Below are 16,758 nucleotides of genomic sequence, written 5' to 3'. Positions count from 1 at the left end.
GAAACAATCGTTTTTTAAGGGGTAAACGAGACTGGCTTTAACCAGCGCTGTTTTTCTTGCTATTTAGTCTGCCTATTTTCGCAGAAAAGCACCAAAGCGCCAAGTTGCTTTTTTTAGATATGCAGCACAATTAAATAAAACAGTTGAAATTTTAGCTTATTTTTACAATATTTAGCCATTGTGAACTAAAAATGACCGATTGATTTATTTTCTTAAAAAAAGGTTTGACCTAATCCAGCCAAATCACTATTATGCACCCCGTTGTCAACGAGGTCACTCGCAGACAATAGTAAGCATCGGCGATTAGCGCAGTTTGGTAGCGCACTTGGTTTGGGTCCAAGGGGTCGCAGGTTCAAATCCTGCATCGCCGACCACTTTTTCTAAAGTGTAGCAAGATTGGTTTGGGTATTTCCAATTCAGTCGCAAGTTAAAATCTTGAATTGCTGACCACTTTTTTAAAGTAGCTTATTGGTCCGCTATGAAGTTTTCGATGCGCCCATAGCTCAGCTGGATAGAGCAACGCCCTTCTAAGGCGTCGGTCGAAGGTTCGAATCCTTCTGGGTGCGCCATTTCGAAAACAAGTAAATACCGTGGTGATTGTAGCTCAGTTGGTAGAGCCCCGGATTGTGATTCCGGTTGTCGTGGGTTCGAGCCCCATCAGTCACCCCAATTTACAAAAAAGAATATCGGCGATTAGCGCAGTTTGGTAGCGCACTTGGTTTGGGTCCAAGGGGTCGCAGGTTCAAATCCTGCATCGCCGACCACTTTCTTAAAGTGGTCTTAAACTCACAGTTTAAGTGTTCAATAGAAAATAAAAGTTTAATACTTCAATATCGGCGATTAGCGCAGTTTGGTAGCGCACTTGGTTTGGGTCCAAGGGGTCGCAGGTTCAAATCCTGCATCGCCGACCACTTATTTATGATTTAAAGCGTCGCAAGATTGGTTTGGGTATATTCAATTCAGTCACAGGGTAAAATCCTGTACAGCCGACCACTTTCTTCAATAAAATATTTTAGTAAACTCACCACAAACTATATTTAAACTCTGAATAGCTGATAAATTCTTTATTTATAGCTACGTTATTCTGAAAAATTAGCCTCAACCTACTTAAACTTCCCATTCAAAGCGCATTTTTTATTCATTTTGCTTCTATAATTCGCGTTCTAACCAAATAATTGCCCCCATGACTCGACTATCATAAATATTAGGTTATAATGCCGCGTCTATTGTTTAACATAGTGCCCGAAGGGCAGAGCAGCATTGGTATCTTATAGTGAAGATGGAGTTTAAACGTCCTATTAGTGGCTTTTAACGTATCAAACGCATAGTGATAACCGTGTTTGTAAGGAAGGCGAACAGTCGCCAAAATTGAAGATTGAGGTAAATCATGCAAGTTTCTGTTGAGACGACTCAAGGCCTTGAGCGCCGTCTGACCATCACCGTTCCTGCAGAGAACGTTGAGACCGAAGTAAAAAAACGCTTACAACAACTGTCTAAAACCCAGCGTATTGATGGTTTCCGTCCTGGTAAAGTACCAACGTCTGTAATCAACAAACGTTACGGTGGCGCAGTGCGTCAAGAAGTTGCTGGTGAACTAATGCAGCGTAACTTCTACGAAGCAATCGTAGCTGAAAAAATCAACCCAGCAGGTACGCCTACTTTCGCTCCTAAAGCGTTAGAAGCTGGCAAAGATTTAGAATTCTCTGCAACATTTGAAGTTTACCCTGAAGTTGAAGTTCAAGGTTTAGACAAGATTGCTGTAGAAAAACCTGCTGTTACTGTAACTGACGAAGATTTAGCTAACATGCTAGAAACACTTCGTAAGCAACATGCTGAGTGGGCTGATGTTGATGCTGCTGCTGGCGAAAATGACCGTGTAACGGTTGACTTCGAAGGTAAAATCGATGGTGAAGTATTTGAAGGCGGTAAAGCTGAAGACTTCCCACTAGAACTTGGCCAAGGTCGTATGATCCCAGGTTTTGAAGATAACATCGTAGGTAAGAAAGCAGGCGAAGAAGTTGTTGCTGATGTAACATTCCCTGAAGATTACCATGCAGAAAACCTTAAAGGTAAAGCAGCTCAATTCACTATTACTGTGAAGAAAGTTGAAGCACAAGAACTTCCTGAGCTTAGCGAAGAATTCGCAACTAAGTTCGGTGTAACTGAAGGTGGCGTTGACGCACTTAAAGAAGAAGTTAAAAAGAATATGACACGTGAACTTGACCAAGCGGTTAAAGCTAACGTGAAAGATCAAGCTATCAAAGGTCTTTTAGCTAACAACGAAATTGATGTGCCTAAAGCACTAGTAGATCAAGAAATTGATGCACTACGTCAGCAAGCAGCACAACGTTTTGGTGGCGACGCTAAAAACATGCCTGAGCTTCCAGCTGAATTGTTTCATGAGCAAGCAGTAACGCGCGTTAAAACTGGCCTTTTATTAGGCGAAGTAATTAAAGCGAACGAGATCAAAGTTGATGACGCTAAAGTTGAAGCGTTAATCGCTAATGTTGCATCAGCATACGAAGATCCAACTGAAGTAGTAGAATACTACAAAGCAAATGATCAACTTATGCAGCAAATGCGTAATGTAGCAATGGAAGAGCAAGCAGTTGAAGCTATTTTAGCTAAAGCAACCGTGTCTGACGTTGAAAAAGCATTTGATGACATCATGAATCCACAGCAAGGTGCTTAATAAGTCATTGACTTAAGCCCTCGCTAACGATTAAATGGCTCGTGTTACTCTGTATTATACAGCGTGCCCGAGCCATTTTAGTTTGTGGCCTTCAATTTTGCCAAAAAGATAACTATGCTTTTCATAAAATAAGACAAGTATAAGCGCATAAGGAATAGAATAAGTATGAATAACACTGGTATTACAGATCCTCTAAATGCATTAGTTCCAATGGTTGTTGAACAGACAGCGAAAGGCGAGCGCTCGTATGATATTTATTCGAGACTATTAAAAGAGAGAATCATTTTTTTAACGGGTCAAGTTGAAGACAACATGGCAAATCTAATCTTAGCGCAAATGCTATTTTTAGAATCTGAAAACCCTGATAAAGATATCTTTTTATACATAAATTCACCGGGCGGTTCAGTAACTGCAGGTATGGCTATTTACGATACAATGAATTTTATTAAACCAGATGTAAGTACTATCTGTGTTGGCCAAGCGGCTAGCATGGGCGCTTTCTTACTCACTGCTGGTGCTAAGGGCAAGCGTTTCTGCCTGCCTAACTCACGTGTAATGATTCACCAACCATTAGGTGGTTTCCAAGGTCAAGCTTCAGACTTTGAAATACATGCTAAAGAAATCCTGTCTATTAAAGACAAGCTTAACCGTTTAATGTCAGAGCACACAGGCCAGCCATTAGACATTATTTCACGTGATACAGATCGTGATAACTTTATGAGCGCTAGCCAAGCTGTTGAATATGGCCTGGTTGATTCAGTGTTCTCTAATCGCGACAGTAAGTGAAAATCACTAAGCTAGTATCTCAAGTTACTAGCTTAGGTTGATTACACTGTGAAAACCATTATTTTTTGGTATAGTTAAGCGTATTAAAATAGCTGCTAATAATTTTGGCAGCCAACGTATAAGATGAGGTAGCTGAATGTCTGACACTCCTACAGACGGCGACAAAAGTAATAAATTGTTATACTGCTCTTTTTGCGGCAAAAGCCAGCACGAAGTTCGTAAGCTAATAGCAGGCCCTTCAGTATACATTTGTGATGAATGTGTTGAGCTGTGTAACGATATTATCAGGGAAGAAATTAAAGACATTGCGCCTAAGCACAATACGTCTGATAAGCTGCCTGCACCAAAAGAAATTCGTAATCACCTAGATGACTACGTTATTGGTCAGGATCACGCTAAAAAAGTATTGTCTGTAGCGGTATATAACCACTACAAGCGCTTACGTAATCAAAATACAACATCTGATATTGAACTTGGCAAAAGTAACATCTTGCTTATTGGTCCAACAGGTAGTGGTAAAACATTACTGGCAGAGACATTAGCACGCTTACTTGATGTACCATTTACAATGGCAGATGCAACCACACTAACCGAAGCCGGTTACGTGGGTGAAGATGTTGAAAACATTATTCAAAAGCTGCTGCAAAAGTGTGACTACGACGTAGAAAAAGCACAGCGTGGTATAGTTTATATTGATGAAATTGATAAAATCTCACGTAAATCTGATAACCCATCAATTACTCGTGATGTATCAGGCGAAGGCGTACAGCAAGCCTTACTTAAACTGATTGAAGGCACTGTTGCATCTGTACCGCCACAAGGCGGTCGTAAGCATCCACAGCAAGAATTTTTGCAGGTTGATACCTCTAAAATCTTGTTTATCTGTGGTGGTGCATTTGCAGGGCTTGATAAAGTAATTGAGCAACGCAGCCATAAAAACACGGGCATAGGCTTTGGTGTTAGCGTTAAAGAATCGGCTGCTAGTCGTTCTTTAAGTGAAACATTTAAAGACGTAGAACCAGAAGATTTAGTTAAATATGGTTTGATCCCTGAGTTTATTGGCCGTTTACCCGTTGTTGCTACTCTAACTGAGTTAGATGAAGCTGCATTAGTGCAAATCTTAGATGAGCCTAAAAACGCACTTACTAAGCAGTATAGCGCACTATTTGGTATGGAAGACGTGGAACTTGAGTTTCGTGAAGATGCTTTACGCGCTATTGCTCATAAAGCAATGGAACGTAAAACGGGTGCACGTGGCTTGCGTTCAATTGTTGAAGCTGTACTACTTGATACCATGTATGAACTTCCGTCTATGGAAGAGGTCAGCAAAGTGGTTATTGATGAAACTGTCATCAAAGGTGAATCAGACCCAATTTTGATTTATCAAAGTGCCAGCCAAGATAAAGCTGCATCAGAGTGAAATTTAATCACTAAGAATTGAAAAAGGAGCCTAAGGCTCCTTTTTTTATAATTTTTTCTTACAAATGACATAAATTGTTGAACTTTACTTAGGTTATCCCCATATACTTGAGTAATCATTAAAATAAATGAAGAGCGAAGAGAATATAATGACGCTTGAGAGAACAGATCGAGTCGAAATCCCGGTGCTGGCACTGCGCGATGTTGTGGTTTACCCGCACATGGTGATCCCGCTTTTTGTAGGCCGCGAAAAATCCATTAAATGCCTAGAAGCGGCAATGGATAAAGACAAACAAATTTTCCTTGTTGCGCAAAAAGACGCAACAGTAGATGAGCCTGAGCAAGACGACATTTATCGTGTTGGTACAATTGCGACTGTTTTACAGCTGCTTAAATTGCCTGACGGTACTGTAAAAGTACTTGTTGAAGGTATTCAGCGCGCAAAATTAGAAGATTTCGTTGATAACGATGATTTCTTTGTAGCGAATGCTCAGTTTATCAGCTCTGAAGAAATAGAAGAGCAAGAACAAGATATCTTCATTAGCAGTGCAATCAGTCAATTTGAAGGCTATGTAAAGCTTAATAAAAAAATTCCACCAGAAGTATTAACCTCTGTCAGTGGTATTGATGAAGCGCCACGCCTTGCTGATACTATGGCTGCACATATGCCATTGAAAGTACCTGAAAAACAAAAAGTGCTTGAAATCGCCGATGTTACTGAGCGCCTAGAGTACTTGATGGCATTAATGGAAGGCGAAATAGACTTATTGCAAGTTGAGAAAAAAATTCGTACTCGCGTTAAAAAGCAGATGGAAAAATCTCAACGTGAGTATTACCTCAATGAGCAAATGAAGGCTATTCAAAAAGAATTAGGTGAACTTGACGATGTACCCGATGAATTCGAAGCGCTGAAAAAGCGAATCGAAGAATCAGGTATGAGCAGCGATGCTCAAGAAAAAGCCAATTCAGAGTTAGCTAAGTTAAAAATGATGTCGCCAATGTCAGCCGAAGCGACTGTTGTACGCTCATATATTGACACACTAATTAATGTTCCATGGAAAAAACGCTCTAAGGTGAAAAAAGACCTTGCCGGTGCGCAAAAGATTTTAGATAGCGATCACCATGGTCTTGATAAAGTTAAAGAACGTATTATTGAGTACCTCGCAGTACAACAACGTACTAATAAGCTTAAAGGCCCAATTTTGTGTTTAGTGGGTCCTCCTGGTGTTGGTAAAACCTCACTCGGGCAGTCGATTGCTCGCTCAACAGGTCGTAAATATATTCGTATGGCGCTAGGTGGCGTACGTGATGAAGCTGAAATCCGTGGACATCGTCGTACTTATATTGGTTCTATGCCAGGTAAATTGATTCAAAATATGAGTAAAGTGGGCGTGAAAAACCCATTATTCTTATTAGATGAAATCGACAAAATGTCATCAGATATGCGTGGCGATCCAGCATCAGCATTATTAGAAGTACTTGATCCAGAGCAAAATAGCCATTTTGCGGATCACTACCTAGAAGTGGATTACGACTTATCAGATGTTATGTTTGTTGCCACATCAAACAGCTTTAACATTCCAGGCCCATTACTAGACAGAATGGAAGTAATTCGTTTATCGGGTTACACCGAAGATGAAAAACTAAATATTGCTAAAGAGCACTTAATTCCAAAGCAGATTAAACGCAATGGTCTTAAAAACAACGAAGTTGTAATAGAAGATAGTGCTATCGTGGGTATTATCCGCTACTACACTCGTGAAGCCGGTGTACGTAACTTAGAACGTGAAGTGTCAAAGTTATGTCGTAAAGCTGTAAAGAACATCTTGCTTGAGAAAGAAACAAAAGTAGTCACTATCGATGAGCAAAACCTAGAAGAGTTCTTAGGTGTGCAGCGTTTTGATTACGGCAAAGCAGAAGATGGTGACCGTATTGGCCAAGTAACTGGTTTAGCGTGGACAGAAGTAGGCGGCGATTTATTAACAATCGAATGCGCAGCTGTACCAGGTAAAGGCAAGTTAAGCTACACAGGTTCTCTGGGCGATGTAATGCAAGAGTCGATTCAAGCGGCGATGACAGTAGTACGTAATCGTGCTGATACTTTCCGTATTAATGATGATTTTTACGAGAAGCGCGACATTCATGTGCATGTACCTGAAGGTGCTACACCAAAAGATGGCCCAAGTGCGGGTGCTGCTATGGTAACTGGTTTAGTGTCAAGCTTAACCGGTAATCCAGTAAAAGCGGACGTAGCCATGACAGGTGAAATTACACTGCGTGGTGAAGTATTACCTATTGGTGGCCTTAAAGAAAAACTATTGGCAGCTCATCGTGGTGGAATTAAAACCGTTATTATTCCAAAAATTAACGAACGTGACTTAAAAGAGATCCCTGACAATGTGTTGGCAGGCCTTGATATTCACCCTGTTACATGGATTGATGAGGTTTTAAAATTAGCACTTGTGCACCCAGTTGAAAGTTTTTCAGTCGAAACGGCTAAAAACCAGTAAAAAACCTAAAAAAAGTGCTTTAAAGGGCTTTTCAAATCTAGATGGTATGATAAGTTAAGCACTGGTTTTCAAGCCTAGGCCTTATGTAGCCTAGGCTTAAGAAAAAATATAATCGTATGAGCATGAAATAGTTTGCTCCAAATTTTCAAAACAGTGATGTTAGTTTAAAAAACAATCGCTCTTGATAATAACAATGAAAGAGGATGATATTGTGAATAAATCTCAATTAATCGATCAAATCGCAGCTGACGCTGACATTTCTAAAGCGGCTGCAGGTCGTGCACTAGATTCATTCATCGAGTCTGTATCTGGCGCTCTTAAAGATGGCGATTCAGTAGCACTAGTAGGTTTCGGTACTTTTTCTGTACGTGAACGTGCAGCGCGTTCAGGCCGTAACCCACAAACTGGCGAGACAATTCAAATTGCCGCAGCGACTATCCCAGCTTTCAAAGCGGGTAAAGCGCTTAAAGATGCATGTAATAGCTAATTATTGTTTTCAATGAGTTAGTTTTGGTAGTTAAAGAAGCTCGTCGCTTTTTAGCACAAACAGCTATCTTTATCGCCAACAGCTTCAAGAAAAAAAGCGTATCTGGTAAGATACGCTTTTTTTACATGAGCTAGGCGATTTCTGCCTCAGAATAGAATAGAGATAAATAAATGCTTGAGAAAATCAGAGAAGGTTCGCAAGGACCGGTAGCCAAAGTTATTTTAGGTGCAGTGATTTTATCTTTTGCTTTAGCAGGGATCGGTGGTTACTTAGGTCAAACCACAGAGCAGCCAGTTGCTGAAGTAAATGGTATTAAAATTAGCCAAACAGAATTTAGCCGTGCGTACCAAAATGAGCGTAACCGTTTAGAACAGCAATTTGGTGAATACTTCGCGCAAATTTCTGCAGATCCAAATTACATGGCGCAAATTCGCCAAGGTGTTGTAGATCGTCTAGTACAACAAGAGTTGCAAACACAACTAGCTTACGAGTTAGGCCTTCGTGTTAGCGATGACAGTGTTAAAAAAGCAATTTTAGAATTGCCATACTTTCAAATTGGCGGCCAGTTTAATAACGATCGTTACTTGCAAGTTATTCGTCAAATGAACTTCCAACCGGATGCATTTCGTGAATTTCTTCGTGAAGACATGACACGTAGCCAGCTTATTTCTGCTGTAGCGGGAACGGACTTTGCGCTTGATAACGAGTTAGCGAGTGCTGTAGCACTACAGCAGCAAACACGTGCGATTGATTACGTTGTAATTAGTAAAGAGTCACTTCAAGAAGGTGTAGAAGTTAGCGAGCAAGAAATAGCTGATTACTACGACCTTAATACTTCGCAATTTATGGCCCCAGAACAAGTAGCGGTTAACTATATTGACTTAAATGCGGCTGAATTAAATTTACAAAGTAATGTCACTGAAGAACAAGTTAAAGCTTTTTATGAGCAAAGCAGTGCACAATACTTAGAGCCTGAGAAGCGTCGTGTATCACATATCTTAATCGATAACAGTGAAGACGATGATGCAGCAAAAAGTAAAGCTGAAGACTTGTTAACACAATTACAGCAAGGCGCAGATTTTTCAGCACTCGCTGAGTCGTCATCAGATGATATCGTCAGCGCTGAAATGGGTGGAGATTTAGACTGGATTGAACGCGACATGATGGATCCTGCATTTGAAGAGGCGGCTTTTGAACTTGCTGCAAAAGGTGACTTTTCTGATGTTGTTGAATCTGAATTTGGCTACCATATTATCCAGCTAACAGATATTCAGCGTCAACAAACTAAGGCGTACGATGATGTGAAAGCGGATTTACGTGCAGAGCTTGAGCGCAATGAAAAAGTGAATGCTTTCTATGAGAAGCAGACTCAAATGAGTGAAGTTGCATTTGAAATGTCTGATAACTTAGTTGATGCAGCAGAAGTTGTTAATGTTGAAGTTACGACAACGCCTCTTTTAGCACGCAACGCTTTACCTGAGCCTCTAAATACACCAGCGGTGATGAGTGCTATTTTCTCACCAGATGTGCTTGAAGACGGTATGAACTCAGAAGCAATAGAAATTGCTGATGAGCGTGTTGTTATTGTTCGTGTTAGCGAGTATGTGCCAGCTGCGACTAAGCCATTAAATGATGTTTCTGAACAAATAAAAGCTCGTTTAGTTAGTCAAAAAGCATCTGAGCTTGCTAAAGAGAAAGCATCTGAACTATTTGCAGAAATCTCATCAGGCAAGAGCTTAACTGCACTTGCATCTGAACAAGGTTTAGAGGTTCGTAATGAAGCTGCACTTACTCGTCAAGCATTCACAGTGTCACCTGCGATTGTTCAGCAAGTATTTAAAATGGCACGCCCTGAAGGGAATCCTGTTGTTGATAAAGTAGAGCTTAACAATGGTGATGCTGCAATTGTTGCACTTAAGTCAGTGACGAATGGTACTGTTCAAGGTGAAATTGAAGCACAACAAAAGCAAAATATTACAATGAGCCAAGTAAATAAAAACTACATGGTTTTCATTGATGCTTTAAAAGCCAAAGCAGAATTAAACTTACCAAAGGCACAAGTTGCCGCAGAATAAGATTTAGTTAGTTACTAAAAAGCGCCGCAAGGCGCTTTTTTTATATCTAAAATTCAATATGTACACCTGATATGAATTTAAGCATGTTCTTATACCAATTTGCTTAATTAAGTGATCTATTTTGAGGGTGAAAAAACGCGTTGATAGCAAGGCAAAAAGTTCGCTATTTAGTTGTTCTGAATGAGAATTTTTTAACGCAGTTAGCGACACGTTTAGCCCCACAAAATGATTAAGTATTATTGCGGATTAGTATTACGTTTAGGCAAACACATAGTGATGGATTATTACGACTCTGTAAGCTTTTCTAAAGGCATTTTACAACTACTATTAGACAATGTTTATTCTAGTGTCACTGTATGCCAGGGCGCTTTTGAGCGTATTTAATCAATGGCAATAATTGAAGTGTTGATTTTATATTTTAGCGGTGTGTTCTTGCTTAGTTAGAAGTACTAAGGGGAGGGGAAGTAATAGCACAATCTGCATAAATACTTGCACAGTTTAACGAATTAAATAAAGTAGGTTGGTATAAACAAAAAAGCCTCATCAAATTAATGAAGAGGCTTTTAGTCGATTCTCTGAACTAAGTAACTTAGTTAGATGTAAAGCTCACTGGACGACGCTCTTTACGAGGACCGCCACGCTTATCACCGCGTTGATTATCTTTGTTAAAGCTACGCTTCTTGTCACCAGCAGGGCGTTCAGAACGCTCGCCACGTGGCTCAGCAGGGCCTTGATCTTGAGTCAATGTCATACCCATTGGGCGTTTACAGATAAACACCTTTTGGAAGTGATCAAGTACATCTTTAGGCATGTTTTGTGGTAATTGTACCGTACTGTGACTGTCGTGTAGACGAATGTCACCAATAAACTTGCTTGAGATATCAGCTTCGTTAGCAATTGCACCCACAATGTTCTTAACCTGAACACCATGCTCACGACCTACTTCGATACGGTATGTATCCATAGGGCCTGCATCACGGCTATTACGTTCGCGAGGTTTACGCTCAGCGCGCTCACCGCCACGCTCGTTACGACGACCACGGTCACCACGATCATTACGGTCGTTGCGAGGGTTACGTTCGTTACGCTCACGCGGTTGAATCTTAACTTCTTCAACTTTGATTGGTGATTGTTGCTGTGCTAAACACAGTAATGCACCCGCTAAGTCTTCAGGAGCAAGCTCAAGTTTTTGTGCCATGTTAGCAGCAACTTCGTTGAAGAAAGTGATATCTTTATTTTCAAGAGCAAGGGTAAGCTTCTCTTGTAATGCATTGATACGTTTCTCTTCAACAACTTTAGCTGTTGGTAATTCAACTTGTGCAATTTCAGATTTAGTATGACGAATGATATTTTTAAGTAAATAACGTTCGTTATGCTTAACGAATAATATTGCTTTACCAGTACGACCAGCACGACCTGTACGGCCGATACGGTGAACGTAGGCTTCAGAGTCTTGTGGAATATCGTAGTTGATAACTAAGCTTAAGCGGTCAACATCTAGACCACGGGCTGCTACGTCTGTTGCAATAACAATATTTAGCATGCCGCTTTTTAAGCGATCAACAGTACGCTCACGGGCTTGCTGATTCATATCACCGTTAAGAGGAGCTGCAGAGAAACCTTCGCGCTCTAATAACTCAGCAAGTTGAACTGTGTCGTTACGTGTACGTACGAAAACAATAGCACCTTCGTATTGTTCAGCTTCTAGGAAGCGAACGATAGCTTTGTTTTTATGTACGTGAGCATTCCAAAATACTTGTTCAACTGAAGATACAGTCGAGTTACGAGCAGAAATATGAACCTGTTCAGGGTTATTCATATATTTGCTGCTGATATTTTGAATTTGCTTAGGCATCGTCGCTGAGAAAAGACATGTTTGCTTTTCGCGCGGCGTTTTTTCCATGATGTTTTCAACATCATCGATAAAGCCCATGCGTAACATTTCATCGGCTTCATCAAGTACTAGCGCTTGTAGCGCATCAAACTTGATAGTACCGCGGTTAATGTGATCGATTAAGCGACCCGGTGTAGCAACAATAATTTGCGCGCCACGACGAAGTGCACTTAATTGGATGCTGTAGCTCTGGCCACCATAAAGTGCCAATACTTCTACACCACGAGTGTGTTTTGCATATTGTTCAAATGCCTCAGCAACTTGGATCGCAAGCTCACGGGTTGGTGTGAGTACAAGGATCTGTGGCTGTTTCACAGACGGGTCAATATTGTTTAGTAATGGCAGTGCAAATGCTGCTGTTTTACCTGTACCCGTTTGTGCTAGTCCCAGTACGTCCTTTCTTTCTAGCAATAACGGTATACATTGAGCTTGGATTTCAGATGGTGTCTTGTAACCCAACTCTTCAACTGCCTTTAAAATTGCAGGAGAAAGATTTAGAGATTCAAACGTGACTGGTTCTGACATTAATACGCCTCAACGAATTTAAAGAGGCGCGCATTGTATAGGAAATACGAGGCAATTGCTTGTATAAATTACAACTAATTTGTATGTGCTTGATGTTGATTGAAATTCAACCAGTTCAAAATTTATTCAAATTGAACTGGTCATTAGCGATGGCGCAATACTTATTTGTATAAGCCAAGATTTTCTTTAGCGTAAGCTTCAAATTCAGTGAATCCACCGATGTGTGCTTGGTCAACAAAAATTTGTGGAACAGTCGGGCATGGCTTACCAGCGGACTGCTCCAGATCTTCTTTGCTGATGCCTTCTTTGATGATATCAATGTAGCGAAATTTAAAATCATCGCGTTCATCAGCTAGTTTTTGTGCAACATCTTTTGCACGAACACAAAATGGGCAGCCCTCACGGCCAAAAATTACAGTTAACATATCGCTCTCCTCGATTTGGTTTACCTCATCTTATCTAACTGGAGCAAAATATACAGTGCAAAAAAACGATTAGTTAATTCTATTTAAATGATTACACTACAAAGTTCTAACCTTTATACCTAATTGGCTTGAGTAACCCATAGAACGGGCACTAATTTGAAGTTGTTCATTGATAACATAATAGGTTGGGTAAGCTGATATTTTATAATTACTACGAGTATGGTTGTCGCCCATCAAAATGGGCATTGATAACTGTAATTCATTGGCAAAGCTTTTTACTTGTTCTGGGGTTTTGTAATCGAGCGCAATGGCGATTGCGTTGATGCTTCCTTCTTCATAAGCTGCATTGAGGTTAGGCATACTGTACTTACAAATACTGCACCAAGGAGCAAAAAAATAAACGACGGTAGTTTTTTCTTGTAGTTGAGCAATGCTCATGCGCTGCTGAGAATCTTGTAGAAGCGGTAAATTAAAATAGGGGGCAGGTGTGTTATCTGCCGTTAATAAATTACGCTGTTGATAAGCTGTAACGCCAAAGTAAACGATTGCAATAACAACGATGTTAATTAGTAGACTTTTTACTTTACTCATTTTCACTCCTTAAATTTCATCTCCTTTAGTACTCGCTTGGGCTTTGAAAAGCAACCAGCGAAGAAGATAGATTTAGAAAAAAAGTAATTTTTGCAAAAATAGTCTTGAAAACAATTTTACCGTCCATATATAGTTTATTGAGGACGCCTGATGGGTCCCAAATTAAACAGAAGTAATTGAAATTTATATTATTAATTTAACTTTGCCTGCGCTTGTTCGACAGAAAAGCACATGCAATATATCGCTTAAATATGAGGATATTATTATGCGTACAGTAGACTTATCACCACTTTATCGTTCATTCATTGGTTTCGATCATTTAGCATCTTTAATGGATGCAGCGGCTCGCACAGACAAGCAGCCGAGTTTTCCTCCATACAATATCGAAGCGCTCGATCAAGATAAATACCGAATCACTATGGCTGTAGCCGGTTTTAGTGACAATGAGCTGACCATCGAGTCAGAAAATAACACCTTGAAAGTTGCCGGAATAAAAGCCGATAAAGGTGAATCTGATGAGCGTAAATTTATTCATCAAGGTATTGCAGAACGTAACTTTGAGCGAAAATTTCAGCTAGGCGACCATGTTAAGGTACTTGGCGCAGATTTAGCCAACGGCTTACTGAGCATTGACCTTGAACGTGAAATACCAGAAGCATTAAAGCCACGCAAAATTGAAATTGGCAGTGGTAACTTGCTAGAAGGGAAATAACCAACCCTTAAACATTATTTCCCTAATTGACTTGTTATTTTTAGTAGCCGCCTCATTTGAGGCGGCTTTTTTATTGCAGATTCAGTAATAAATATAGTCTATAAGCTTTCAATGTTATCTAAGCACCACTGTGCTCTGTCTAAGGTGGCTTGACGTTGTTTTGCGTCTTGTTTTTGCCAATTTTTATACACCATACCAATACGTGGGTTGCGAGATAATCTTTCCTCATGCTTGTTCATAAAGTGCCAATATAAGCTGTTGAATGGACATGCAGAATCTTCCGTTTTTTCTTTTACGTTATAATGACAGTCCTTGCAGTAATCGCTCATTTTATTTATATAATTACCACTGGCCGCATATGGTTTAGTTGCAATTAGGCCTCCATCGGCAAACTGGCTCATACCTCGGGTATTAGGCATTTCAACCCATTCAATAGCGTCAATATAAATGCCCAAATACCAGCTATCTACTTGTTCAGGGTCCATCTCAGTTAACAAGCAAAAATTACCGGTGATCATTAGACGTTGGATGTGGTGTGCATAAGCCGTTTCTAGGCTTTGGTTTATTGCATGTTTCATACAATTCATATTGGTTTTTCCATGCCAAAAATAATCAGGCAAAGAGCGGCTAGCGTTTAATTCGTTTTTAGCTGCATAGTCGGGCATGTTTTGCCAGTAAACGCCACGTACATACTCACGCCACCCCAGAATTTGCCGAATAAACCCTTCAACTTGAGCTAGGTTGATATCGTCAGGTCGCGATTCAAATTCGTTAAGCACTTGGTTTATGACTTGCATTGGGTGGAGCATTTTGGTGTTTAGCGCAAATGAAATGCGGCTGTGATAAAGGCTCCATTGTTCAGGGCTATTACAGGTCATTGAATCTTGGAATTGACCAAATAGAGGGAGTAAGTACGCACAAAAATAATCAAGTAATTGCTTTGCTTGTTTACGACTCGTTGGCCAAAGTAACGTGTCTTGGCAGTGGCCAAATGTGCTCACATCATGGTTTTCAATGCGTGTAACAATATTCTGGATAGAGTTTTTGAATACCTTCGCTTGGGGGATTTTTTCCAGATCAGCTTTTTTAAGCTTGTTACGATTTGCTTGGTCGTAATTCCATTTACCACCTTGTGGTGAGCCATCCTCCATTAGAATATCAAACCGCTTTCGCATCACCCGGTAAAAGAATTCCATTTTAACATGTTTATCTTTTTTAAAATGATTAGATATATCGCTAAACGGTAATAAAAAGTGTTCTGTGTCAGTGCCTTTTATCTTTATTACACTTGACTGTTTAAGCTCATCCATTTGCTTTTGCAAGCGGTATTCATCAGGGTATTGGTATTCAATTTTACTACAGTGATAATGCTGTGCTAATCGCTCTAAAAGATTGCTAAGCGATTTGTCATTTTGTGTATCATCTAAGGTTAGGTGCAATACGTTTAATTTGGCGCTTTCTAACGCTTTGGCAAAATTTTCCATAGCGCTAAAAAAAGCAACTACTTTTTGAATATGATGTTTAACATAGCCAGTTTCTTGCTTTAATTCGGCAATAACATAAAGGGTGTCATCTTGTTGCCGCTCTTTATACCAGCTATGGTTAGGGTTAAGTTGATCGCCAAAAATAAATCGAAGAGTTTTGTATTTCATAAAATAAGCCAGACGAGTTTATTGGTCATGCATTTATAATTAATAGCTGTTTTACGAAGACACAGAGTAATGCGATCGTATTTTATATACCCAAATCACCTTGAGGTGGTTTGGGTATATTGTAGACTATGACTCATTATTTACTTGTTGTTTATTAACGAAGTCACTGAGCACTAAAACGTTGCTAGTATTAAATAAATAACTCGTAACAATACTTTTGAATATATTGATAGCGTGCTGCCAAACGTTTTCTAGCTGAGGTGGATAACTACCTTTAAGATGAATTTTTAAAGTCGCTAAGAATGAGTTGCACAGGATTTGTGTGTCTTGGTAACTCATACCCATATTACTTAAACCTTTAGCATAATGTTCTATAAAAGGGGTAACTGTTCTTAGATTATCCAAGTGCATTACGATACGTTCAAGGACACAATAAAGGATATAGGTTTTTTCATTTATTTTACTGTTTGATAAACAAAGCATATCAAGAGGTTCTCTTTTTACATGCATTTGAAACGTATATGAAAAACAGTGGAAGTTTGGTTTAACAACGTGAAGACTATTCAGTAATAGTTGTTTTTCGAACGTACTAATTCCCATAAATTCACCCCCGAATTATGCCCGTTTTATTTTTTTAGTATAGGCAATAGAAACCATTATAGGTAAGTAAAAAGTAACTTATATTTAGCACAAACATAGCGTGCAATAGTCAAATTGAGCTAAAAGGTTTTTATCTAATCATCATGCTAACGCGTTGGTTCTATTTCTTGAATTTAGTTTCCTTCTACACTCTCTATTATAGAGTTATGGTTAGCTCTTAAATTTAAAATCAACAAGCAAGTGTCTGCTACTAATATTTAACATTGTTTATACCTAAATATTGCATATTAATGATGTAATTCTTTATCTGTTTTTTGGTTGCTAATTATGCCAAGAGCCTTTATAATAGCCGCATTGTTTAGCTTAGAGTAATAAAGTTAAACAGTTGCT

12 protein-coding genes and 5 tRNA genes are annotated in these 16,758 nt (G+C 39.5%); 12 read left to right on the top strand and 5 right to left on the bottom strand.

Annotated features, from left to right (window positions below; translation table 11 throughout):
* The first annotated feature begins 297 nt into the window (after positions 1–297).
* The 11 genes from ACHUE3_RS14340 to ppiD all read left to right on the top strand — a co-directional run bounded on the left by ACHUE3_RS14340 (position 298) and on the right by ppiD (position 9,969).
* Positions 298–374: transfer RNA gene (locus tag ACHUE3_RS14340), tRNA-Pro, on the top strand.
* 118 nt (positions 375–492) lie between these two features.
* Positions 493–569, top strand: a tRNA-Arg gene (locus ACHUE3_RS14335).
* A gap of 24 nt (positions 570–593) precedes the next feature.
* Positions 594–669: transfer RNA gene (locus tag ACHUE3_RS14330), tRNA-His, on the top strand.
* Positions 670–687: 18 nt separating this feature from the next.
* Positions 688–764, top strand: a tRNA-Pro gene (locus tag ACHUE3_RS14325).
* A 70-nt stretch (positions 765–834) separates the two neighbouring features.
* Positions 835–911, top strand: a tRNA-Pro gene (locus tag ACHUE3_RS14320).
* A 476-nt stretch (positions 912–1,387) separates the two neighbouring features.
* The gene (gene tig / locus ACHUE3_RS14315) at positions 1,388–2,692 is read left to right on the top strand and encodes a trigger factor (RefSeq protein WP_058561264.1); all 1,305 of its coding nucleotides are present in this window, start codon (positions 1,388–1,390) and stop codon (positions 2,690–2,692) included.
* A 165-nt stretch (positions 2,693–2,857) separates the two neighbouring features.
* Positions 2,858–3,478, top strand: coding sequence for an ATP-dependent Clp endopeptidase proteolytic subunit ClpP (clpP, locus tag ACHUE3_RS14310; RefSeq protein WP_394193056.1), 621 nt, complete (start codon positions 2,858–2,860; stop codon positions 3,476–3,478).
* A 136-nt stretch (positions 3,479–3,614) separates the two neighbouring features.
* On the top strand, positions 3,615–4,898 hold the full coding sequence (clpX, locus tag ACHUE3_RS14305; protein ID WP_394193055.1) for an ATP-dependent protease ATP-binding subunit ClpX: 1,284 nt from the start codon (positions 3,615–3,617) through the stop codon (positions 4,896–4,898).
* Positions 4,899–5,046: 148 nt separating this feature from the next.
* A complete protein-coding gene (gene lon / locus ACHUE3_RS14300) occupies positions 5,047–7,407 on the top strand; it encodes an endopeptidase La (protein WP_394193054.1) in 2,361 nt (786 codons plus the stop codon).
* Positions 7,408–7,591: 184 nt separating this feature from the next.
* Positions 7,592–7,894: an HU family DNA-binding protein gene (locus tag ACHUE3_RS14295; protein WP_290209683.1), complete on the top strand. Its 303-nt coding sequence runs from the start codon at positions 7,592–7,594 to the stop codon at positions 7,892–7,894.
* 170 nt (positions 7,895–8,064) lie between these two features.
* Entirely contained in the window at positions 8,065–9,969 is a 1,905-nt protein-coding gene (gene ppiD, locus ACHUE3_RS14290) for a peptidylprolyl isomerase (protein WP_394193053.1), read from the top strand.
* A 589-nt stretch (positions 9,970–10,558) separates the two neighbouring features.
* Here ppiD and ACHUE3_RS14285 read toward each other — a convergent pair.
* From ACHUE3_RS14285 to ACHUE3_RS14275, 3 genes are all read right to left on the bottom strand, one after another.
* Positions 10,559–12,388, bottom strand: a complete 1,830-nt coding sequence (locus tag ACHUE3_RS14285; RefSeq protein ID WP_394193052.1) for a DEAD/DEAH box helicase — start codon at positions 12,386–12,388, stop codon at positions 10,559–10,561.
* A gap of 161 nt (positions 12,389–12,549) precedes the next feature.
* Complete coding sequence (locus ACHUE3_RS14280) at positions 12,550–12,813, bottom strand: GrxA family glutaredoxin (RefSeq protein WP_099296530.1); 264 nt, start codon at positions 12,811–12,813, stop codon at positions 12,550–12,552.
* 96 nt (positions 12,814–12,909) lie between these two features.
* Entirely contained in the window at positions 12,910–13,404 is a 495-nt protein-coding gene (locus ACHUE3_RS14275; protein ID WP_394193051.1) for a TlpA family protein disulfide reductase, read from the bottom strand.
* Between the two features lie 265 nt (positions 13,405–13,669).
* Here ACHUE3_RS14275 and ACHUE3_RS14270 point away from each other — a divergent pair, with 265 nt between their 5' ends.
* Positions 13,670–14,116: an Hsp20 family protein gene (locus ACHUE3_RS14270; protein ID WP_394193050.1), complete on the top strand. Its 447-nt coding sequence runs from the start codon at positions 13,670–13,672 to the stop codon at positions 14,114–14,116.
* Between the two features lie 98 nt (positions 14,117–14,214).
* Here the strand turns inward: ACHUE3_RS14270 and ACHUE3_RS14265 are convergent, their stop codons facing one another.
* Together ACHUE3_RS14265 and ACHUE3_RS14260 are read right to left on the bottom strand one after the other, a co-directional pair.
* Positions 14,215–15,768 (bottom strand): cryptochrome/photolyase family protein, encoded by a 1,554-nt coding sequence (locus ACHUE3_RS14265; RefSeq protein WP_394193049.1) that lies wholly within the window; start codon positions 15,766–15,768, stop codon positions 14,215–14,217.
* Between the two features lie 126 nt (positions 15,769–15,894).
* On the bottom strand, positions 15,895–16,368 hold the full coding sequence (locus ACHUE3_RS14260) for a globin (RefSeq protein WP_394193048.1): 474 nt from the start codon (positions 16,366–16,368) through the stop codon (positions 15,895–15,897).
* Positions 16,369–16,758 lie beyond the last annotated feature (390 nt).

The sequence above is a fragment of the Pseudoalteromonas atlantica genome (assembly GCF_043641955.1).
Classification (GTDB): domain Bacteria; phylum Pseudomonadota; class Gammaproteobacteria; order Enterobacterales; family Alteromonadaceae; genus Pseudoalteromonas; species Pseudoalteromonas atlantica_A.
Note: the sequence above shows the minus strand (reverse complement) of the source record. Positions and strands in the feature narration are given on the sequence as shown.